Source organism: Pseudoalteromonas sp. S16_S37 (genome assembly GCF_014694405.1).
Lineage (GTDB): Bacteria > Pseudomonadota > Gammaproteobacteria > Enterobacterales > Alteromonadaceae > Pseudoalteromonas.
This window is the reverse complement of the sequence record NZ_JAAUWV010000003.1, coordinates 93,620-115,290: the sequence shown is the minus strand read 5'-3', so window position 1 is coordinate 115,290 and position 21,671 is coordinate 93,620. Positions and strand designations below refer to the sequence as shown.

Here is a 21,671-nt window from a genome sequence, read left to right as displayed (position 1 = left end):
AACATTACCAGTAATGCTAGGTTTGTCTATTAAAAGTGATCTACAGCAGGCCACAATATCGTGACCCGCTGTCGTTGGTTTACTATAGGTTTTCTTCTGCAAAAGAGGCTAAACGACTTCGTACAACTCCGTTTAAATTAATCGTCGCACTCCCCTCAAAATGTTTAAAACGTTCAACAAGATAAGTTAGGCCTGATGTCACAGGCGTTAAATAGTTACTGTCAATCTGTGCCAAGTTACCAGTACAGATAAGCTTAGTACCTTCACCGCAGCGTGTAATGATAGTTTTCAGTTGCGAGGCTGTTAGGTTTTGACTTTCATCTAGAATAACAACGGCATTTTGAATACTACGACCGCGCATAAAGTTTACCGATTTAAACTGAATGTTGGCTTTTTCCATAATGTAGTTACGACTAGATATCGGACTTTCATCGTTCTTGTGTAGCACCTCTAAAGTATCAGTAATAGCAGCAAGCCATGGTGCCATTTTTTCTTCTTCGGTACCCGGTAAAAACCCTATGCTTTCAGCAATTTCAGGTGTATTACGGGTCACGATTACTTTATCGTAAATACCCTTCTCAATGATCATCTCAAGCGCGCTTGCCAATGCCAGTAATGTTTTACCACAACCCGCTGGGCCAGTTAAAATAACCAACTCAATGTCTGGGTCTAACAATGCATCTAGGGCCATACCTTGATAGATATTTTTGGGCTTTACACCCCAAGCCATTTGATGCATCAGTCGTTCTCGACTGAGGTCTTTTAAGGTAATGTGTTCATCATCATAGCTATCCACACGAGCCGCAAAGTGCTCGCTATCATCAATGAGATATTCATTGCAAAATACATCCGGAAGCAGTGCTTTAGGTACGTGATGCAATGTATACCTACCTTGCTGCTCTGAAGTGCATTCGCCCACATTTTGCCAAAAGTCACCACTTATCTTTAAAAAGCCAGTACTGAGTAGCTTGATATCATCTATTAACTGATCGGTGCGATAATCTTCAACAAACTTAAGCCCAGCTCCTTTGGCTTTGAGTCGCATATTAATATCTTTAGTAACCAGAACAACCTTCTTCTCACTGTATTGTTTTTGTAAACGCACCGCACAGTTGATAATGCGATGGTCGTTCTCGTTACCTGGTAACCCTGAAATGCTATCAGGGAATAAATGATCGTTCACAATAACCAACTTGCCACGGGCAAGCGGGCCATGTTCTTTATCTGATTGAATACTTGGTAATCTCACTCCTTCTAACATTTGTTCAGGGGAAGCATCTTTAAGTACATCGTCAAGGCTACGAATAGCAACTCTGGCGTCACGACTTACATCGCGCTTTCGGTCTTTAATGTGATCTAGCTCTTCAAGTACGGTCATGGGGATCACCACGTCGTGTTCTTGAAAGGAAAGATAGGCGAGGGGTTCGTGGAGTAGTACGTTGGTGTCAAGCACGTACACTTTTCTGTCTAGGTCTTGATCTTTTCCCATAGCGCATTCCTGTCGTTTGCAATGATATATGCTATACCCAATACATTTGTAGGTAGAACCAACAATTTGCATGGCTATAAACCAAGTTTAGTCTATTTGTCATAAAAGTCCGTTTCATGACAACCGTTTGCTTATTAATTAGACAACAAGTTGAGCATTTTGCTTTTCTAATTAATAGTTTTTAGTAGGCACATTCGTTACAAATAAACAAGATTGAACAACGTCATGCGAACGGTTAACATAGCCGCCTTTTTTCTGCTAAGACGAGACAAACATGAATTTTTCCTTAGGTCAGCGCTGGATCAGTGACACTGAATCAGATTTAGGATTAGGTACCATAGTGGCTTTAGAGGGCCGCCAAGTAACCATATTGTTCCCCGCCAGTGGAGAAAGCCGCGTATATTCAATGCAAGAAGCGCCCGTTACGCGAGTTGTTTTTAATCCTGGCGACATAATTCGCCATGTGGAAGAGTGGGAATTACAAGTTGAAAAACTTGAGCAACAAGGTGATCTACTTTGCTATCACGGTACTCGTCTCGATACGCAAGAAAAAACCACTTTAAAAGAAATCTTTCTTGATCACTTTATAAAATTCAATAAGCCACAAGACAGATTGTTTGCGGGACAAGTTGACCGTTTTGACCGCTACACTCTGCGCTACCAAACTTGGCTGCACCAATTCAATCGCCAGCAATCACATTTAAAAGGTGTGGTTGGGCAACGAGCAAGTCTGATCCCGCACCAACTTTACATAGCTGATGAAGTGGGTAAACGCTTTGCACCACGCGTACTGCTGTCAGACGAAGTGGGCTTAGGTAAAACCATTGAAGCCGGTATGATTTTGCATCAGCAAATATTAACGGGCCGTGCTAACCGCGTATTGATCGTGGTGCCAGAAAACTTACAGCATCAGTGGCTTGTTGAGATGCTGCGTCGCTTTAACTTACGTTTTTCTATTTTTGATGAAGAGCGTTGTGATGAAGCTTTTGCCGACTCACCAAACGTGTTTGATACCGAACAACTGGTGCTCGTTAGCCTTGAATTTATCACCAAAAAGCGTCGCTGGTTTGAGCAAGCAACGTTGGCAGACTGGGATCTATTGGTGATTGATGAAGCGCACCACCTAACAGTAACAAAAGACAAACCAAGCACAGAATACCAGCGTATCGCTGAGCTTAGCCAAGATATTCCGGGGCTTATTTTGCTAACAGCAACGCCTGATCAGCTTGGTCACTACAGCCATTTCGCACGCTTGCAACTACTTGACCCTGATAGATTTTACGATTACGACAAGTTTGTAGAAGAAGAAAGCAACTACAAAGAAGTCGCTGATGCAGCCAATCAACTGCTACAAGATGGACAGCTTGATGACAAAGGCCAAGCAACCATCGTTGAGCTGTTAAAAGAGACTGATATTTCAAGCTTGCTGGCTGATGCGCAAAAAGGGGATGAGTCTGCAAAACAAGAAATTCTATCTATGTTGCTCGACCGCCATGGTACAGGTCGTATTTTGTTCAGAAATAGCCGCAGTGGCATCGAAGGCTACCCAAGTCGTAAATTACATAGCTACCCTGTTGAGCTACCCAAACAATACAAAACTGCCATGTCAGTTTTAGGTAACATAGGGGGCATTCAAAGCCCTGAAAAGTTAGCGTTAAGAGCCCTTTTCCCAGAAAAGATTTTCCAAGAATTTGAAGGCGCAGGCAGTGGTTGGGCAGCTTTTGACCCACGTGTTGATTGGTTAATCGAAACACTTAAACAGCTCAAGCACGAAAAAGTCTTATTGATTTGCGCCGAAGCACAAACAGCAATTAGCTTAGAGCAAACGCTGCGTGAGCGCGAAGCCATTAAAGCCGCGGTGTTCCACGAAGGTATGTCGATTGTTGAACGTGACCGAGCAGCCGCATTTTTTGCTGACGAATATGACAGCGCACAAGTGCTACTTTGCTCTGAAATTGGCTCTGAAGGTCGTAACTTCCAGTTTTCGCATCACTTAGTGCTATTTGATTTACCACTAAATCCAGACTTACTTGAGCAACGTATCGGCCGTCTTGACCGTATTGGGCAAAAGTTTGATGTGAACATTCATGTGCCGTATTTTGCAAACACTGCACAAGAAGTGTTACTTCGTTGGTATCAAGACGGGTTAGATGCCTTTGAAACAACCAGCACCACAGGTCAGTTACTTTATAAAGAGTTCTCAGAAGAATTGTTAGAGCTAATTGGTGAGCACAACTGTGATGAAGAGAGTTTAGATCCATTACTTGAGCAAGTCGCCAAGCAAAACCGCGTATTGCGCAGCCAAATGGAGCAAGGCCGTGACCGCTTACTAGAGCTTCACTCTAGTGGTCAAGGTAAAGCAGAACAGTTGGTTGCACAGATAGAGCAACTTGATGATGATGTGGTGTTACCCGCATACATGATCAATGCATTTGATATTTTTGGTGTTTCACAAGAAGACAAAGGTGAAAACACCATCATATTAAAGCCAACAGAGCATATGCTTAACCCCTCATTCCCGTGTTTAAAAGATGATGGCATTACCGTAACATTTGACCGTGCAACGGCTTTATCACAAGAAGACGCCCACTTTATCAGCTGGGATCACCCAATGGTGCAAGGAACCATGGATATGATCTGTGATGATGATTTTGGTAGTGCATCGGTAGCCCTTTTGAAGAACAAAAAACTTCCTGCTGGGACATTCTTCGTCGAGCTCATTTTTATTGCCGAAGCGTCAGCACCAAAAGCCCTACAACTCGGTCGCTTTTTGCCGCCAACGCCGATCCGTATTTTGTTGGATAAGGCAGGAAACAACTTAGCGGCAAACGTTGCGTTCGATGCATTTAACAACCAGTTGTCTGCAGTTGGACGCCAAACGGCCAGCAAATTGGCCAACGCACTACAAAGCGCTATCCATCCGTTGATAACCAAAGCCAATGAATTAGCATCCAGTGAACTTGATAATATTCAAACACAAGCACAGCAAAAGATGTTAGCAGTGATGGATGATGAACAAAGCCGTTTGAAGGCACTCAAAGCCATCAACCCGAATATTCGTGACGAAGAGATCAAAGTATTTGATAAGCAACGCACTGAATTAACCAACCATATCGCTAAAGCACAACTTAAGCTTGATGCTATTCGTTTAATCGTCGTGACACACGAATAAACCCGCTAAGGTGGCTGTAAATGACGCTTCATTTACAGCCATTTATTTATCACTACTTTGCTAATAAATAAAACCCCGTTAAAATGGCGCGCTGAAAGACTCAAAGGGCTTCATTGTGCTGTTAAATTATGCGCCTCCGCGCGACCCCTACCTCGACATATTGTATCAAGATGACTATATGCTCATCATCAACAAACCCAGTGGCCTGTTGACCGTACCGGGTAAAGATCCAAAACATGCCGACAGCGCAATCAGCAGAGTAAACACCGTATTTCCAACCGCTCGTATTGTACATCGTTTAGATATGGCAACGTCAGGGGTGCTGTGTCTTGCTATGAGCAAAGACGCGCACCGATTTTTGAGCATTCAATTTCAAGATAGGCTAACCAACAAGCACTACATTGCTCGTGTGTACGGCAAACTTGAACAGCAAAGCGGCTCGGTAGATTTGCCATTGATTTGTGACTGGCCAAACAGGCCCAAACAGATGGTTTGCCATGACACAGGTAAACCCTCTTTAACACATTTTGAAGTATTGAGTTATGAGCCGTGTGCAACCCGAGTCAAGCTCACACCAATCACAGGTCGCTCGCATCAACTTCGTGTGCATATGTTGTCGCTGGGTCATGTGATATTGGGCGATCGTCTGTATGCAAAAGACGAGGCATTAGCCGCAGCACCACGATTACAGCTTCATGCAGAGATGCTGCAAATATGCCACCCGCAAACAAACCAGTTAATGACGTTTACAGCACCGCTGCCTTTTTAAAACAATGAGCGTTTTGCTTTGCTATCTAAATTGGCTGCAAAGAATCACCTTAGCAGCCAGTTAACGCCTTAAAGCGCTTAGCTATTACTTATCTTGGTTAAATAAATCTAACGCGCTGGCGGTCATAGCCCTGACCCCGGTATGAATGGTTTTTGGGTAATCGGGCGCAAATTGACTTGAATGCAAAGATGGCAAGCTTTCACCGCTACTTAGCGCTTTTTTAAACAACGCAGGTTCAACACCCCCTAGCCAAAAAATCGTGATCGGCACATCTTCATCCGTTAAACCATATAGCCCGAAGTCTTCCCCTGCCATCACAGGTTCTGATTTTAATACATTACCTTCCCCCAACTCTTTTGTAATAGCTTGCGTTACACGCTCTGCAAGCACAGGATCATTGAAGGTAGATGGAATGGTTTCTTCGTCATGCACATAAACCACAGGTGCCATGTCCTCTGACAAACCAGCACTAAGTGCAATGCCCTTAGTTAATCGCTTAAGCGTGGCAATTTGCTGCTCACGTACTTGTGGATCGTATGAGCGTAGCGTTAGCTGCAGCTTTACTTCATTGGAAATAATGTTGTGTTTCGAGCCTCCATGAATTGAGCCGACAGTAATAACCGAAGGCTGCAAAGGAGAGATTTCACGACTCGTTATGGTCTGCAAAGCAAGAACTATACGAGATGCTAAAACTACAGGGTCTACCGTGGTATGCGGATATGCTCCATGGCCACCTTTGCCTTTAACGGTGATATCTACAGAGTCAACATTTGCCAAAGCGTAGCCTGGCGCAATTGCCACCTTTCCAGCGGGTACTGACGCGCTGACGTGGAGTCCTAACACGTGATCCGGTTTAGCAAATTTACTAAAGAGCCCTTCTTTGAGCATGGCCTTTGCCCCAGCCCCAACTTCTTCTGCAGGTTGCGCTACCATCATTAGCGTGCCACGCCATTGCGACTTTAGTGCGACAAGTTGCTTGGCAGCACCAATAAAACTGGTCATGTGAATATCATGACCACAGCCGTGCATCACACCCACTTCATTGTTATTTTTATCGAGCGTTTTCACTTTAGATGCATAAGGTTTTCCAGTCTGCTCCACAATAGGCAAACCATCAGTGTCGGCGCGGATCATCACCGTGGGGCCATCACCATTTTTAAGCAAGCCCACCACACCGTGCCCACCTACATGCTCGGTGACATCAAACCCCAGTTGCTTTAGCTCTTTTGCTAAACGTGCTGCGGTATGCTTTTCATGGTATGACAACTCGGGATTTTGATGTAAATGTAAGTATAGCGACTCAAGCTGTGCCATATCGGCGTTTACACTGCTAGACAAAGGGGTCGCATTTGCACAGCTTGCAAATAGCACAGGAAGGCTTAATAACAGTTTTTTCATTGTTCTTCTTCTGACTTCGATAAGTAAACTGACAAACTATCAACTTCTAAGCAGTCACACAACATCCTACACTTTGCTTAACACACATTTTCAAAGCGCACCTACTCATCCCAACCACAACAAGTGCTGTTGCAAATAAACCAATATAAAAGCAACTAAATGTAGCCAGCTAACCCAACCATTTGTACCAATTTTATGAATTATTTCAATCTAACCTCATGAACTTCTAGATGGACAAATATTATAAATAAGCATAGAAAAGACCGCATTTATCACCAAAAAGAAATATATACTCAACATAAATAATAAGAAAAATCATTTATGCACCCATAAGGGGAAGTATAAACTTTTTTACCATTTCAACTTTGACAATTGTTAATTTAAAGCTAACTTTGTAACAACCTTTAAACAAAGGTTAATAATCTAATAATTATAAATAGGAACAACATGATGAAAAAATCTCTTCTTACTTTGTCTATCGCCTTTGCAATCAGCAGCACTGCAACACTTGCTCAAGAGCCAAGCTTTCAAGGCGCTGCAGCCGATATGGAAATTGCTAATACCTGTATCGTGCGATTCAATGACGGTGTTTCAAAGTTTGATGTTGAAGGAAAGGCGCGCGGCATGGTTGCAAAAGCCAATGCTCAAGCAAAGCATATTTACAAAAACAGTATCAAAGGAATGGCGGTAAATATGAGCTGTGATAAAGCAAAATCTGCATTTACAGGTAATGCTGACATCATGCGTTTTACGCCAGATGGTGTGGTACACGCAAGCCCTGCAAGCATTCAAGGCAAACCTGAAGTTGGTACAACTGCAGCGCAACAAACACCTTGGAGCGTGACACGTGTTGGTGGCCCAGTTGATGGTAGCCAGTACACTGCTTGGGTTATCGACACAGGGATTGATGTTGACCACGCTGATTTAAATGTTGATCAAAGCAAAGGCTTCTCAGCATTTACTAAAGGTAGAAATGCAGGCGTAGATGACGGTAACGGTCATGGTACTCACGTTGCGGGTACAATCGCTGCAATAGACAACGGTATTGATGTTGTTGGTGTAGCGGCTGGTGCAACTGTAGTACCAGTAAAAGTGCTAGATTCTCGTGGTTCAGGTAGCTGGTCAGGCGTGTTGGCGGGTATCGACCACGTTGCAGCAAATGCAAGTGCTGGCGATTGTGCAAACATGAGCTTAGGTGGTGGCTTTAACCAAGAGTTAAACGATGCCGTTGAAAATGCCGCGCAGCAATCAGGTGCGTTCTTTGTGGTTGCAGCTGGTAACGAAAGCCAACACGCTGGCAATGTGTCACCAGCAAGTGCGTCACACAACCGTGTTTATACTATTTCAGCAACAGATTCTAACGACAGATTCGCTAGCTTCTCAAACTATGGTAACCCACCTGTAGATTACGCAGCACCAGGTGTTAGCATTCTTTCAACTAAAAAAGGCGGCGGCACAACAACCATGTCAGGTACTTCAATGGCTTCTCCTGCAGCTTGTGCGGTTATTATGCTAAGTAACGGTAACCCAAGTACAGATGGTAAAGCGATTGGCGATCCTGATGGCAATGCTGACAGCATTGTTCATCTGTAAATTTACGGCGTTTTGATCCCCAGTTATGGTGTGCTTTTACAGCACACCATTTTTTATGCAAGATCTTTACCTATCCACACAACCTTGCCAATGATCTCTAACTGCTCAAGCTCATGCGGCTGGACATGTTGATCTACATATTCTTTATTATCACTAATTAAACGCACTGAACCATCTAAGTATTGTTGCAAACGTTTGGCATACAATTCTTCACCAAGACGCACAACATAAATAAGCCCTTCACTGAGTTTTTTATCGGATAAATCAACCAAGATGGTGTTATTGTTATGAATCGTGGGCTCCATTGAATCGCCTTTGGCAAACACCACAGCCAACTGGCTTTTATCTAAGCCTTTATAATCGACCCACTTTTTTCTAAATGCTAAATGCCGCTCAATACGCGCAGCACCATTAAATGCGCCATGCCCTGTACTTACCGAGATATGGTAGCCTGGCACGAGAATAAACTCTTCTTCAAACTCATCAACACTGACCACCCGTTGACTCAATAATGGTGAGTCATGGTTGGCTCCTGACGCATCCCCCACGCCTTTTACCAGCCACATAAAGTCAACGCCCGCTTGTTCAGCAATGCGCTCTATTACACTGAGCTTCGGGTCTTCACCTTTTAATATTCTACGCAGTGTACCTTCTGAAACACCAATTTTTGACGCAAAAGTGCGAATACTGTCTGGTTTAATGGCTTGCTCAACACGCGTAGAGAATGACGCACAGCCTGCATCATTTCTTACATTATTACCGCTATAGTTTTCAGACATATCAAAGTTTCCCTTATTTTTAAGAGTAAAAAATTTCGCGTTTCGTGACACTGTTCAAATAAAAAGTGATGTAAAAAACTAAAATAACATTTGAAATGCGTAATTTTTAGATCTAAAATTCAAAAAAATACGCAACACCAACATCGAACATTCCCTTTTTGTTCCGATTGATGCGTATTTAGCGTTGGATTATATATCAAGTTATAACGCTTTTCACTGAGAAATAGCATTATTGCGTAATAAATGAAGGAAAATATAGATTATGCTCTCACAGATTAGTACTCATACGACCAGAACGCCCAAAGGAGCAGATATTTTGAAATTTGCTCGAAAATGCCGAGGATTTACCCAAGCAGAATCAGCTGCAAGTTATGGTATTGAAGAACGAACGTTAAGACGTTGGGAGAACAATGAATATAACCCTCGCTGGAATGACGTGATAGGATTACTCGAAGATGTATACTTAATGGATGTGGCGAAGGTGATCCTAGGAATGACAGACACTCAAGAGTCGTGACTCATTTACGAAACAACTCGTTCATCTAATCATATGCAAACGAAATTAAACACTATGACAGATATTCCAAAACAGATCCCTAGGACCTCAGGGAGATTATCGCGCTTGTTGGGCGCTCTAGTATTAAAACTGCTGGGATGGCGCATCGTTGGCGCCTTTCCTAATCACAATAAGTTTGTTGCTGCGGTCGCACCGCACACGTCCAACTGGGACTTTTTTATCGCCATTTCAGTCAAACTGAGTTTAGGCATAGAAATAAAGTTTCTCGGCAAACACAGTATTTTTATAGGCCCATTTGGTTGGTTATTAAAAAAGCTTGGCGGGATCCCGGTTGAGCGCAGCCACGCTCACGGCATGGTCAAACAGGTCAGTGACATATTCAAGCAATCCGATGCTTTAATTTTAGGCATAGCCCCTGAGGGCACGCGTAAAAAAACACCACAATGGAAATGCGGCTTTTTACATATCGCAAAATCAGCCAATGTACCCATTGTGCCAATGGCATTGGACTACCGAACAAAAACATTTGTGATTATGAGCCCGTATTATATCAGTGACGATATTCCCCAAGAGCTACAAAAAATAATCGCATTATTTGATAAAAATATGGCGAAGTATCCAAACCAAGTATCTGGCAGTTAGCCTTAACCGAATAAACGTTGTTTTGGTCGCAAGCAACTCGCAGCATCAAATAGAATGACTAATACTCACCTAACCAATAATAAAAATGATTAAACCAATGACAAAACATTTATTTAAATCACTAAGCGCACTGTTACTTACTTCAAGCGTTGCTTACGGACAAACAACCGTACTCAACGCACAAGCTTACATTGATGTAGAGTCAGGCCAAAGAGTGGCTAAGCCAAGTCTTTTAATCCAAGACAACCGCATTGTTAAAATAGCCAAACAAGGAGAGCTAAAAGTACCTAAAGGCGCCACTGTTATTGATCTCAATGATAAAACCTTACTACCGGGATTAATGGATATGCACGTGCATTTGACCAGCGACCCTGCGGACAACTTTTTAGCAGCTCAAAACTTCTCTATACCTAGAAAAACCGTTAAAGCGGTAAAAAATGCCCATACAACCTTAATGGCAGGCTTTACCACAGTACGTAATTTGGGCGCTCCGGGCTACAGTGTAATTGCCACTCGCGATGCTATCAACGCAGGTGAAATCATCGGCCCAAGAATTTATAGCGCTGGCTATTCCATTTCGATTACTGGTGGTCACTGCGATGATAACTTCAGCGCGCCAGAGAGAAAATCAGTATCAGGTGGTGTTGCTGATGGCCCTTGGGCGGTGCGTGCAAAAGTGCGTGAAAACATTAAATATGGCGCTAACACCATAAAAATTTGTGCAACAGGCGGGGTGTTCTCTAAAGGGACTAAGGTGGGTGTCCAACAGTTTAGCGAGCAGGAGTTACAAGCGGCGGCTGAAGAGGCACATTTAAGAGGCTTAATTATCGCCGCCCATGCGCATGGTACAAATGGTATAAAAGCCGCCATCCGAGCTGGCATTGATAGTATTGAACATTGTAGCTTTATGGATGACGAAGCAATCGAACTGGCCAAAAAGCATGGTACTTATTTATCTTGTGATATTTATAACACCGAATATACCTTAGCATTTGGTGAAGCCAACGGTGTACCAGAAGAAAATATAAATAAGGAAAAACAAGTTTCAAAAGCGCAAAGAGAAAGCTTCAGACGCGCAGTAAAAGCAGGCTTAAACATGGTATTTGGCTCTGATGCGGCAATTTATCCGCACGGTGACAACGGCAAACAATTTTCGCGTATGGTGCAATTTGGTATGACGCCTTTGCAGGCAATACAAGCCGCAACTATCAACAGTGCCGCACTACTTAAAAACCAAGAGATTGGCAAAATTGCTGAAGGTTACCTAGCAGATATCATCGCAGTAGATGATGACCCTCTGAGCAAAATTGCAACGCTAGAAAACGTCACGTTTGTTATGAAAGACGGTAAGGTTTACAAATAACAATAAAACCGCAGGTGATAAACTGTGCTTTTACACTCACAAAAAAGCCCGATTTAATCGGGCTTTTCTATATGTTTTAATTAGTTACAAGCACCTAAATCAGTCCATACTGCCCAGCGGTTGCCTACATTAGAATTTTGCGCTGGGTTTCTGTTGAGATTCCACCAGTTGCTACTGTACTTTTTACCTTGATACGATACTAACGTGCCGCGTGATGAGTACACTTTTGTTGCTGACCAAGGGGCAATGCCTTGGCAATCACCACCTGTACTATCATCCGAAACAGTGATAGTTTTCGCCGTGCTAGCGGTTGCCGACAGATTATCAGTCACAGTTAAAGAGACTTGATAGCTGCCCGCTTGTGAGAATACATGCGTAGCAACGGCGCCTGAGTAAGCTTGACCATTTACTCGCCACTCATAAGCGGTAATTTGGCCATCAGGGTCAACGCTCGTACCTGCGTCGAATTGACAACTCAATGCCTCACACGAAACCGAGAACGCCGCTTGTGGAAGCTGATTTTTGCTGCCGCCACAACCATTAGCGGTTAAATAATCAGATGCCGCTTTCGCTTGCACTAAGCCATAGCCAAACTTGTGGTCGCGTCCCGCATCACCTAAATCGATTGCAGTTGCAGTAAGTGCTTGGCGGATCTCAACGTTACTACACTGTGTATGGTGACTCCACACCAATGCAGCAACACCAGCAACATGAGGGCTTGCCATTGATGTGCCCGACTTTTTGTCATAATCTGAAATGGCCTCAAGCTGCACATTAACTTGTTGTCCTAACAAGCCTTTTAATGTTGCGCCTGCTTCCCCAGACATACCTAATACTGGAATAGTCACACCATGATTTGCATCACCTAAAGTACCTGAAAAGCTTGTTGCAACGTTATTATAAATGACCGCTGCAACCCCACCGCCCGCTTGACAATTTTTTGCTTTGTCAGCAAATGACGCACCGCCACGTTCAATTAAACAAATGCTTGCAGGTGCAGTGCATTGCGCTAATCCTTGCTCGCAATCCACCAGCGATGCAGTTACGTTACCTTCAACTGAGTGGCTCATACCTGAGGCCTCAAAAGCCTGACCTAATCCACTGATGCTGGCAACAATACCCGTGCCTCTTGGCACCGTAGACAAAATTTCAGTCCCTGGAGCCGAAATTTCAACTTGCGCGTTATATTGAGATGACTCGTTTTTCTGGCGTTGCTCGTCGATATTTGCAACCGACATCACGCTGTCATAGCTTGCCGGATAGCTCAGTGAACTATCACCACCATTACCCGCTGCCGCTATCAACAGCACGCCTTTGTCGTATGCCGCGTTTAAACGCTCCTCTAAATACTGGCTTTTGCCCGCGCCACCAAGGCTCATATTGATCACGTCCGCGCCATTTTCAACGCAGTTATCAACGGCACGGCCAATGCGAGAGTTGTAGCCTTTTTTACCATTATCATCGAATACGCGCACCGCATGGATGGCAATTTTATCGCTGGGTAACACCCCAACCACGCCTTCACTATTATTAACCGCGGCGATGGTACCCGCTACGTGCGTACCGTGGCCTGAGCCATCGCGATACCATACACCCACTTCTGCATCGGCAAAACCAGTTGCGTTTTGTGGTAAATCTGGATGACCAAGGTCGTAGCCTGAGTCAATAATACAAACTTTCAACAGATCGGCGTTCGCATCAGCGAGCAAATTTGCCTGAACCTGAGCAATACCATAAGGGCTGACCTGAGTGCTGGCAAACATCTCATATTCGAAGTCTTCTTCGATATACTCAAACTGCCCTGAGCGCTTAAGCATGTCAACTTGCTGCTGGGTAAGGGTCATTGTTGACACCTCAGCCGAAGATGTTTTCGATAACGTTTCTAACTTATTATCCTGTAATACCCTTTGTAAGTTATCTGAGCCTGCCATAGTAGACTGTGCAACGGCTTTGAGGTTATTGCGCTTTACAATGTATGTTTTTGAATCACTGGCTGTTGCAGACATGCTGCTGGTTGCAAGTAATGAGATTGCTAACGCACTTAAGGCAAATTTGTGGTTCATTATTATTATCCTACGTTGACCTTTACTGTTGATATTTATCGCTTTGCGATAGGCAAAAACGCGACTTTGCGAATTTTTGCATACACGGGGTTTATACCGAGGTTTACACCGAGGTTTACACCGAGGTTTACACCGAGGTTTACACAATTCAATCCCCAATGAAGGTACAAACTAAACAAACAAAAACCAAATTGCAATATAAAATTAACCTAATTCACATAAAAAGTAATTTAATGTAGCTAGCAGCAAAACGCTAAATTGCAGAATCAATGAGCTAATCCCCTGCCAAAATTGACAAAACAACTCATTATCAAGCCCTCTTGAATTACCCAAACTTGCTTGCTGTTTTGCTATCGACTAAACCTTAAGAACAGCGATTCACCTTTGAGCAATGATGACCAACACATCAGCTAGCGAACCATTTTCATATTCTCTCGATATATTTCATCACCTTGGTTATATGATGGTTATTGCACAAGGGCGAGGCTCCAAAAACGACATCACAAATATGTATCAAACCATTGAAAAAACCTCAAAAACTGCAAAAATTAACAAGCTCATGCTCAATGTGACCGAGCTGACTTTAGACTATAGCGGCAGCGACGTGGTAAAAGTGCTTAAACTCATAACTGAACTTTTCAATCATTTTTATATTGCTCGCATTGTCAACCCCGCCGATTTTAAAAGTGACTTGATTGAAGTGTTCGCGCAAAAACATGCATTAAATATAAAAAGTTTTTTTAGCGAAGATGAGGCATACGACTGGCTTATTGTACAGAACTAGCCCTTGAGTTAACATTTATTTTACAAAGCAAGATTTCAAATCTAAGCTAGTAGCAATGGATGCCACTTATGTGGCCTAAAGGAATTCTAGCGAGATAAATACGATGACCAGTTCAACACACTCTGCACCGCTTTCAAGGGTATCTTCTATCGATATTTTAAGAGGTCTTATTATTATTTTAATGGCGCTTGACCATACCCGAGCTTATTGGGGAGTCACACCATTTTCGCCCACAGATATTGAGCTTAGCCACTGGACATGGTTTTTCACCCGTTGGATAACCCATTTTTGCGCGCCACTTTTTGTTTTTTTAACCGGTGTTAGCGCTTTTTTATATGGGCAAAAAGTGCAAGATAAAACGCAGCTAAGAAACTTTCTTTTTACCCGCGGACTGTGGCTTGTATTGCTAGAAATATTGGTGATAACCCCAAGCTGGCAAGGCAGCTATAATACCGTTGTATGGCAAGTGATTTGGGTTATTGGCTGGTCCATGATCATACTGTCTGTGCTCATTTATCTTAAACCTAAATGGATACTAGCTCTTTGCGTACCTGTTTTACTTTTACATAACGCCTTAAATGATGCCGACATTTTGATGCAATTGTCACAATTTGACTGGCTGTGGCATGTGCTACACACCCAAGGCGCTATAGAGTTTAATAATTCGAACTACAGCATCTATGTGGCATATCCTTTAATACCGTGGTTTAGTTTCATGGCGCTGGGTTATGTTATTGGACAAACCTACCTCTGGTCGCCACAAAAACGCATCACGTATCTTACTAATTTAGGCCTTGGCTTTGTGGTGATGTTTGTATTACTGCGAGCAACTGGGAGTTATGGTGATCCCAGTGAGTTTGATGGGCAATACCAAGGAATAAACGCGTTAATGTCGTTTTTAAATACGCATAAATACCCACCATCATTACAATATTTGCTGATGACGTTAGGCCCAGGCCTTATCCTGTTAGCGCAACTTGAAAAGCTCACAGTTACACACCCTTTGTACTTGCGTATTGCATGGCTTAAAACCTTTGGCGCTGTGCCGTTATTTTTTTATGTGATCCATGTGCCTATCATCAATGGGCTGGCGCTTATTTATACGTGGGCTAAATACGGTCAACCCATTAACATGTTTTTTGAATCGTTTAAGCTACCATCGAGCTACGAACCAAGCCTTGTTTTAACATTTACTGTATGGATACTGTTACTCGCTGCTTTGTATTTGCCATGTAAGCAATACGCCGCACTCAAGCGTCAATCAAACAATATGATACTCAGTTATCTATAGCCCGCGGTGGCAGTAACGGCCCTTGTCGGCAGGTTTTTATGGGTACAATTGATTTATTATGGTGACAAAAGTAAAACAAAACATGATTTAGTAAAAAATTTGTAATAAAAATTAATTTATATTAGTGTCCCTCTCGAGCAAATACTCGGATTGTATTTGCAATAAAAGAAATAACTAACACGGGAGTACACATGAAAAAACTATCTCTTTGCCTTGCAATGGCTATTACTACATCAACAAGTAGCCTCGCATTCACCCAGCTTGGTGGCAGCGGCATTATGCCCATGGGCCATGAGTGGCTAACCAGAACTGCGGCGCTCGAACTACTCGATGCTGAGCATATTATCCCCCCAGACTCAAACGACCCTCGACCAACTTGGCAACAAGGTCTGGCAAAAAACACCAACCTCAATGCGGCATATAATGAAATCTCAAGATTTACCGCCAATTTAAATAACAACAAAAGTTATCAGCCCCGTTTTGATAATGTATATGCGGCGATTGTTGGTGAGCGTTGGGTTGATATTGCAGGATTTAACGTAACCAATGCCAGTACCGACCCAACGGGTCCAAATTGCTTTAGTGCAGTGTCGCAAGAGCCCGCAGATTTGCAACAAGACCACTTTATGCGACGCTTCGACGACGTTGGCGGCCAAGGCGGTGTTGAAGCTGCACGTCGTGCCCAGCAAAGGTTTATTCAGCATTTTGTTGATGCTGCCATGGCTGAAAATAAGCGTATCAAAGTATGGGACGGCGGCGGCTATTCAGCGCTGGCTGAGGTAGATCACAACTACTTTTTATTTGGCCGCGCGGTACACTTGTTCCAAGACTCGTTCAGCCCTGAACATACTGTGAGATTACCCGCCGACAACTATGAAAAGGTCTGGCAGGTAAAAGCTTATTTGTGCTCAGAAGGCGCAGAGCAACATAGCCATGACACCAAAGACATCCTTAACTTCTCAAGCGGTGATGTGATCTGGAAAACAAATACGCGTCTAGAGTCGGGGTGGGATAGCTATAAAGTCAGTAGCATGAAGCCCGTTGCGTTAGTTGCCTTAGAAGCAAGTAAAGACTTATGGGCAGGCTTTATTCGCACCATGGCGACTCATCCAGAAGAACGCGCGGCTGTTGCTCGTGCCGAAGCACAGCGCTTAGTCGATAACTGGCTATCGTTTGACGAACAAACCATGTTGAGCTGGTATGATAATCAACAACATCGTGATCACACCTATGTGCTGGCGCCAAATGAAAGCGGTGTGGGCAAAACACTCACCGAATGTATGTTAGAGCTTAATGTTGGCACCACTAACCAAGCCCAACGCGTCGCAGAACTTGAAGCGCAACGCAGGCAGTGCTTGTACAATATTGAAGCTGAACCTGGCTACGAAGACTTATACGATCCGCACATGAGCATGCCCTATAACTGGCGCTGGAAATCTCTAACTTGGCAGACACCGCCTAGCGACTGGCAACCGTCAAAGCAACCAGCGGATAAAGGCCAAACGGTCACGTTTAAATCGGCTTTAAATGCCCAATCAGTCAAGTCTGATGGTGCTTTGCAAGATGGCGCAAAGTTAATTACCGCACAGGGGGAGGCCCTTGAGTTTATCAAGGTGCCAACCCAAGACGGTGCGTTTTACCTAAGAAGTAAGCACAAGCCCGAGTTATTTTTTAGCTACAGCGCCAGCTCTTCTGGCTACGCCAAATTAGTCAACTCTCCACGCCAAGCAGCTTATCAGCTGATTTATCAAGGTGGAGTGTGGAATATTAAAAACACCCATTGGCAACAATACTTTTGGCAAGAACAAGGCAACATCTATTTAAATCGTCATGGCGACCCACAAAACACATCCGCCAAATGGATTGTTGAGTAACCTTAAACCTAAGGGTCAGAGGAGATGCCTCTGGCTCTTTATATTTAGATTGTCTTTCACTCGCTTGCCTGCAACCTTCACAACTAACAAGCAACTTAAAAGCCAAACACCTTAGCAAATCTGCATGCCTAGTTTTCAGCTGGTGAATAACCATAGTTACTCTCTTAGTCCCTCGTAGCCCCCACCATGGCTGAATTTAACCAAAAATTAACCTTACAGATAACCATTGCGTTAACCTGAATCAATCAAACCAAAAACCACATAAAAAACAACACGCTATATTGTTTTCATTACATTCTTAATTTCATATTTTGCAAACAAAAAGTTAATAATGTAACTTATTTACAGAGCGTCATCTCTTTCAAAGGAAACTAATATGATCAAAATAACTAGACGGATTGCTTTGCTTGTAAGCCTATGTGTGTTTACACACCATGCGCTTGCTATTGAGGCTTCTGCCAAAACAACAAACAACAATGAAAACCTGGACGAGAAACTCGCCCAACTCATAGCACAACATGAACTTACCGGCGATCTCACTACAGGCGCGAATATTCCTGCTGTGGATGACCCCGAAGTAAAGCTTGGCAAATTACTGTTTTTTTCTAAAGCACTCAGTGGTAACAAAGATGTGGCATGTGCCAGCTGCCATCACCCGTATTTAGGCGGGGGTGATGCGCTGGCTTTGCCTGTTGGTACGCTTGCAAAAGATGCCAATGTTATCGGCCCAGGTAGAGAAACCATCACAGGGCAGTTTTATGTACCCCGCAACTCCCCCACTCTTTTTAACGTATGGACCGAAAAGCGTAGCTTGTTTAGAGATGCCAGAGTGGAGTTTTTAGACTGGCTCGCGCCAGAAAAAGGGATCAGCACCCCTGATGTGCCCTATGGTGAGGCCGACCCAAATGCAGGCAGCAGTTTATTAGCCGCTCAGTCTCGCTTTCCGGTGATCACCAAAGGCGAAATGCGTGGTTTTGACTTTATGCCAGAGCAATCAAATGAGGCCGTTCGAGCACACCTTGCTGCGCGCATTGGAGATTATGGCAGCGCACAAGGTGAGTTATTTAAAAATAACTGGCGCGCACTGTTTGAAAAAGTATATGGCAACAATGACGCTGAAGAAGTGGTTACCTACAGCAATATCATGAAAGCCATTGCCGCCTACCAAAAGTCGATGAATTTTACCAATAACCCATGGTTTAGATATGTTAGAGGCGATAAATCTGCGATCACAGCGTCGCAAAAACGCGGCGCATACTTATATTTATTTTTACCCCCTCCGCCTTCAGATGGTGGCACGCCGCCTGACTTTATCCCCACGCAATGTATAGGTTGTCATAACACAGATAGCTTTACGCAAACCAAGGTATCAAACTATCATCGATTGGCATTTCCACAAATTGGTCCAGGTACTGGGGCTGGCGACACCCAAACCAATGACCTTGGTCGCATGCACCGCAATGGCAGTGTAGATGATATTTATAGCTTCCGTTCGGGGACTTTACTCAACATTGAAGTAACCGCCCCTTATGGACATGCAGGTAATTACGACACCCTTGAGCAAGTGATGGATCACTACAACGATTATCGTGCAACCTTGCGTGATTACTTTGATAACAAACGCTGGTGCGAACAGGCGCAATTTAAAGAAAGAGCAGATTGCCAAGCCTTATTTAGCGACGCGGAAATTAACACCGAAAAGTCGGCTAAAATAGTGGATGATGAAATTGCCGATGGTGCCCCCGTACTGGTTCCTTTAGGGCTTGATGAACAAGAGCTTACAGATATAGTTAATTTTATGAAGGCACTGACCGACCCTTGCGTAAAAGACGCAGCTTGTTTGCAAGCATGGTTACCACAACCTGAAGAAGGCGACCCTGATGGCCTGCAATTAAGAGCAATCAATGATCTGGGTGTACCACTGTACTTACCCGCTAATTGTAAAGATGGCGATACCGCAAGCTCGGGCGATACACTCAAACTTGATCAAGGCACTTGTATCAGTGGCAGAATGCAGCGCTTTAAAGTGCAAGTTGAACACGACAATAGCATTTTGTATTTCAGCACGCGTGATGCACAAGCCACTACCCGATTACTTTACAACAGAGATCATTGGGCCGACCCAATCAATGCCAAAGTACGCTCAAAAACTGTAAAAAATGAACAAGTACTGAGTGTTACGGTTAACAAAGGCACCCACTATGTAAGTGTAATTGACGCTAAACCCTATCAGGGAGTGATGGTTGCAGCGAGTTTTGACAGTGCGCAGCGTGAAGGCACAGAGCAACCTAAGCCTATTGCTAACCAGTGTTTGCACGCCCCAAGCGTACAGTACGGCCAGCTATTTGATGAACAACCCGTGTGTGTTGGCTCAGGCGAGGCTAACTTTTATATCAAAGTCACTGAGCCCAACAGCCAAATTGAGATACGTACCCAGCACGGGATTGGTAATAGTGATGTATTCACCGGTCAATTTTGGCCTACGCGACACTTTCATGAGTTTGCTTCACAACAAAATGGCAACAACGAATATCTTCGTTTAGATGGCCTAGCGCCGGGTTGGTACTTTATCAGTGTACTAGGTGATGGCAGCAATCAAGGCGCAACCATAGAAGTAGATATTAAATAGCCGCAACCAAGTAGTTATAACTTAGCACCTTAAAAACTAGGCGATCCATTCTCTGCATGACCAGCCTAAGCTATCATGCAGAGCATATTTTTATAGCAATCCACTTTATAACCTAGCGCTGCAACACGCTTTTTGAGGATAATTTTATGACTATTACACGCCAACACACCAATCAACGGATGAGCCGAATTGTGACCCACAATAATACGGTATATCTGTGTGGGCAGGTTTGTGACGATGCCACCCTAGGGATCACCGAACAAACACAAACGATGCTTGCCAAAGTAGACGATTTACTCGCTCAGGCAAATAGCGATAAATACCATTTACTTAGCGCCACCGTGTATATCAGCGACATGCAATACTTTGCGCAAATGAACGAAGTGTGGGACGCATGGGTGCCAGAAGGTCACGCCCCTGCCCGCGCTTGCGTACAAGCAGCTATGGCACGCCCAGAGTTACTCGTTGAAGTGTCAGTGATTGCAGCAGTAAAGAGCTGCTAATATACAAGTGCTGAAAACGGTCACCTTTCTAGGTGGCCCCCTATTTCCTCTTTGCACAAATCACACTTATCGCAAATATTGGCCAATCCCCTTTTGATTGGTTAAATGTAATAAGCAGATTAACCAGCTCAGCGTACCTATCACATGATCATCAGAGCCGCTTCTTTAGAAGACCTGCCAAATATATCGCAATTGCATGCAGAGAGTTGGCAAGAAAATTACCAAGATGCCCTATCAAGCGAGTATTTAGCCAACCAAGTGTTTGTTGAAAGAGCCGCTCTTTGGCAAGGTCGGCTTAATTCGCCTTTAGCCAATCAACTGGTGTTAGTGGCTGAAATAGAAGGGACGTTTTGTGGTTTTATTTGCGTATTTGGGGCGCACCATGACAACTACGGCACCCTTATCGATAACTTACACGTAAAATCGGCGGCAAAAGGACAAGGCATTGGTTCCAAACTATTAGCCGCGGCATTTAATTGGGCGCTCCAACACTACCCACAACACAAGATTTACTTAGAAGTGCTAGCCTGTAATCCAAAAGCAATTGCGTTTTATCAGTTCAAAGGCGGTCAAAATATTGCCTCAGGCTATTGGCATACCCCTTGTGGTAACCAAGTAAAAGAGTATGTGTATAGCTGGCCTGCAAAGAGCATCATCTCGTAATTAATGAGGTGTTGTCGGCAGTTTGACTACCGAGTGGTATGTTTGAAATGAAGTGGCTTGAAATGAAGTAGCTTATATTTGTGGCAACAAGGATTATTTGTCATCTGGCAGGCTGCTTAGAGCGATAAAAGACAGTCGATCT

16 protein-coding genes are annotated in these 21,671 nt (G+C 43.7%); 12 read left to right on the top strand and 4 right to left on the bottom strand.

All coding sequences use genetic code 11. The annotated features are described in order from the left end of the window. Positions 1 to 82: 82 nt before the first annotated feature. Positions 83 to 1,489 carry a PhoH family protein gene (locus tag HC733_RS02545; RefSeq protein WP_190363493.1) on the bottom strand — a complete coding sequence of 469 codons (1,407 nt, stop codon included), beginning with the start codon at positions 1,487 to 1,489 and terminating at the stop codon, positions 83 to 85. Positions 1,490 to 1,763: 274 nt separating this feature from the next. On the opposite strand from HC733_RS02545, the gene rapA reads away from it, so the two are divergent. Beyond that, positions 1,764 to 4,661, top strand: coding sequence for an RNA polymerase-associated protein RapA (gene rapA / locus HC733_RS02540; RefSeq protein WP_190363492.1), 2,898 nt, complete (start codon positions 1,764 to 1,766; stop codon positions 4,659 to 4,661). Between the two features lie 115 nt (positions 4,662 to 4,776). Beyond that, positions 4,777 to 5,430, top strand: coding sequence for a bifunctional tRNA pseudouridine(32) synthase/23S rRNA pseudouridine(746) synthase RluA (rluA, locus tag HC733_RS02535; RefSeq protein WP_190363491.1), 654 nt, complete (start codon positions 4,777 to 4,779; stop codon positions 5,428 to 5,430). Between the two features lie 84 nt (positions 5,431 to 5,514). Here the strand turns inward: rluA and HC733_RS02530 are convergent, their stop codons facing one another. After that, positions 5,515 to 6,828: an amidohydrolase gene (locus HC733_RS02530; RefSeq protein WP_190363490.1), complete on the bottom strand. Its 1,314-nt coding sequence runs from the start codon at positions 6,826 to 6,828 to the stop codon at positions 5,515 to 5,517. Between the two features lie 447 nt (positions 6,829 to 7,275). Between HC733_RS02530 and HC733_RS02525 the strand changes: the two genes are divergently transcribed. Next, a complete protein-coding gene (locus HC733_RS02525; RefSeq protein WP_238937410.1) occupies positions 7,276 to 8,421 on the top strand; it encodes a S8 family serine peptidase in 1,146 nt (381 codons plus the stop codon). Between the two features lie 53 nt (positions 8,422 to 8,474). Here the strand turns inward: HC733_RS02525 and HC733_RS02520 are convergent, their stop codons facing one another. Next, on the bottom strand, positions 8,475 to 9,200 hold the full coding sequence (locus tag HC733_RS02520) for an XRE family transcriptional regulator (RefSeq protein ID WP_190363489.1): 726 nt from the start codon (positions 9,198 to 9,200) through the stop codon (positions 8,475 to 8,477). 262 nt (positions 9,201 to 9,462) lie between these two features. Between HC733_RS02520 and HC733_RS02515 the strand changes: the two genes are divergently transcribed. The 3 genes from HC733_RS02515 to HC733_RS02505 all read left to right on the top strand — a co-directional run bounded on the left by HC733_RS02515 (position 9,463) and on the right by HC733_RS02505 (position 11,722). Continuing rightward, on the top strand, positions 9,463 to 9,717 hold the full coding sequence (locus tag HC733_RS02515) for a helix-turn-helix domain-containing protein (RefSeq protein WP_190363488.1): 255 nt from the start codon (positions 9,463 to 9,465) through the stop codon (positions 9,715 to 9,717). 54 nt (positions 9,718 to 9,771) lie between these two features. Then, positions 9,772 to 10,359 carry a lysophospholipid acyltransferase family protein gene (locus HC733_RS02510; protein WP_190363487.1) on the top strand — a complete coding sequence of 196 codons (588 nt, stop codon included), beginning with the start codon at positions 9,772 to 9,774 and terminating at the stop codon, positions 10,357 to 10,359. 97 nt (positions 10,360 to 10,456) lie between these two features. Then, positions 10,457 to 11,722, top strand: coding sequence for a Xaa-Pro dipeptidase (locus tag HC733_RS02505; protein WP_190363486.1), 1,266 nt, complete (start codon positions 10,457 to 10,459; stop codon positions 11,720 to 11,722). Positions 11,723 to 11,802: 80 nt separating this feature from the next. On the opposite strand, the gene HC733_RS02500 is transcribed toward HC733_RS02505, so the two are convergent. Further along, complete coding sequence (locus tag HC733_RS02500) at positions 11,803 to 13,785, bottom strand: S8 family serine peptidase (protein WP_190363485.1); 1,983 nt, start codon at positions 13,783 to 13,785, stop codon at positions 11,803 to 11,805. A gap of 394 nt (positions 13,786 to 14,179) precedes the next feature. On the opposite strand from HC733_RS02500, the gene HC733_RS02495 reads away from it, so the two are divergent. The 6 genes from HC733_RS02495 to HC733_RS02470 all read left to right on the top strand — a co-directional run bounded on the left by HC733_RS02495 (position 14,180) and on the right by HC733_RS02470 (position 21,529). After that, the gene (locus HC733_RS02495) at positions 14,180 to 14,569 is read left to right on the top strand and encodes a hypothetical protein (protein ID WP_190363484.1); all 390 of its coding nucleotides are present in this window, start codon (positions 14,180 to 14,182) and stop codon (positions 14,567 to 14,569) included. A 103-nt stretch (positions 14,570 to 14,672) separates the two neighbouring features. Continuing rightward, positions 14,673 to 15,860: a DUF1624 domain-containing protein gene (locus HC733_RS02490; protein WP_190363483.1), complete on the top strand. Its 1,188-nt coding sequence runs from the start codon at positions 14,673 to 14,675 to the stop codon at positions 15,858 to 15,860. Between the two features lie 191 nt (positions 15,861 to 16,051). Continuing rightward, complete coding sequence (locus HC733_RS02485) at positions 16,052 to 17,734, top strand: hemolysin D (protein ID WP_190363482.1); 1,683 nt, start codon at positions 16,052 to 16,054, stop codon at positions 17,732 to 17,734. Between the two features lie 376 nt (positions 17,735 to 18,110). Then, positions 18,111 to 20,363, top strand: coding sequence for a cytochrome-c peroxidase (locus tag HC733_RS02480; protein ID WP_190363481.1), 2,253 nt, complete (start codon positions 18,111 to 18,113; stop codon positions 20,361 to 20,363). 146 nt (positions 20,364 to 20,509) lie between these two features. Then, positions 20,510 to 20,866, top strand: coding sequence for a RidA family protein (locus tag HC733_RS02475; RefSeq protein WP_190363480.1), 357 nt, complete (start codon positions 20,510 to 20,512; stop codon positions 20,864 to 20,866). 144 nt (positions 20,867 to 21,010) lie between these two features. Next, a complete protein-coding gene (locus HC733_RS02470; protein WP_190363479.1) occupies positions 21,011 to 21,529 on the top strand; it encodes a GNAT family N-acetyltransferase in 519 nt (172 codons plus the stop codon). Positions 21,530 to 21,671 lie beyond the last annotated feature (142 nt).

Coding starts and splice junctions, on each gene's coding strand:
- HC733_RS02545 (WP_190363493.1), bottom strand. CDS start 1,489: ATGGGAAAAGATCAAGACCTAGACAGAAAAGTGTACGTGCTTGACACC.
- rapA (WP_190363492.1), top strand. CDS start 1,764: ATGAATTTTTCCTTAGGTCAGCGCTGGATCAGTGACACTGAATCAGAT.
- HC733_RS02530 (WP_190363490.1), bottom strand. CDS start 6,828: ATGAAAAAACTGTTATTAAGCCTTCCTGTGCTATTTGCAAGCTGTGCA.
- HC733_RS02525 (WP_238937410.1), top strand. CDS start 7,276: ATGATGAAAAAATCTCTTCTTACTTTGTCTATCGCCTTTGCAATCAGC.
- HC733_RS02520 (WP_190363489.1), bottom strand. CDS start 9,200: ATGTCTGAAAACTATAGCGGTAATAATGTAAGAAATGATGCAGGCTGT.
- HC733_RS02515 (WP_190363488.1), top strand. CDS start 9,463: ATGCTCTCACAGATTAGTACTCATACGACCAGAACGCCCAAAGGAGCA.
- HC733_RS02510 (WP_190363487.1), top strand. CDS start 9,772: ATGACAGATATTCCAAAACAGATCCCTAGGACCTCAGGGAGATTATCG.
- HC733_RS02505 (WP_190363486.1), top strand. CDS start 10,457: ATGACAAAACATTTATTTAAATCACTAAGCGCACTGTTACTTACTTCA.
- HC733_RS02500 (WP_190363485.1), bottom strand. CDS start 13,785: ATGAACCACAAATTTGCCTTAAGTGCGTTAGCAATCTCATTACTTGCA.
- HC733_RS02495 (WP_190363484.1), top strand. CDS start 14,180: ATGACCAACACATCAGCTAGCGAACCATTTTCATATTCTCTCGATATA.
- HC733_RS02490 (WP_190363483.1), top strand. CDS start 14,673: ATGACCAGTTCAACACACTCTGCACCGCTTTCAAGGGTATCTTCTATC.
- HC733_RS02485 (WP_190363482.1), top strand. CDS start 16,052: ATGAAAAAACTATCTCTTTGCCTTGCAATGGCTATTACTACATCAACA.
- HC733_RS02480 (WP_190363481.1), top strand. CDS start 18,111: ATGATCAAAATAACTAGACGGATTGCTTTGCTTGTAAGCCTATGTGTG.
- HC733_RS02475 (WP_190363480.1), top strand. CDS start 20,510: ATGACTATTACACGCCAACACACCAATCAACGGATGAGCCGAATTGTG.
- HC733_RS02470 (WP_190363479.1), top strand. CDS start 21,011: ATGATCATCAGAGCCGCTTCTTTAGAAGACCTGCCAAATATATCGCAA.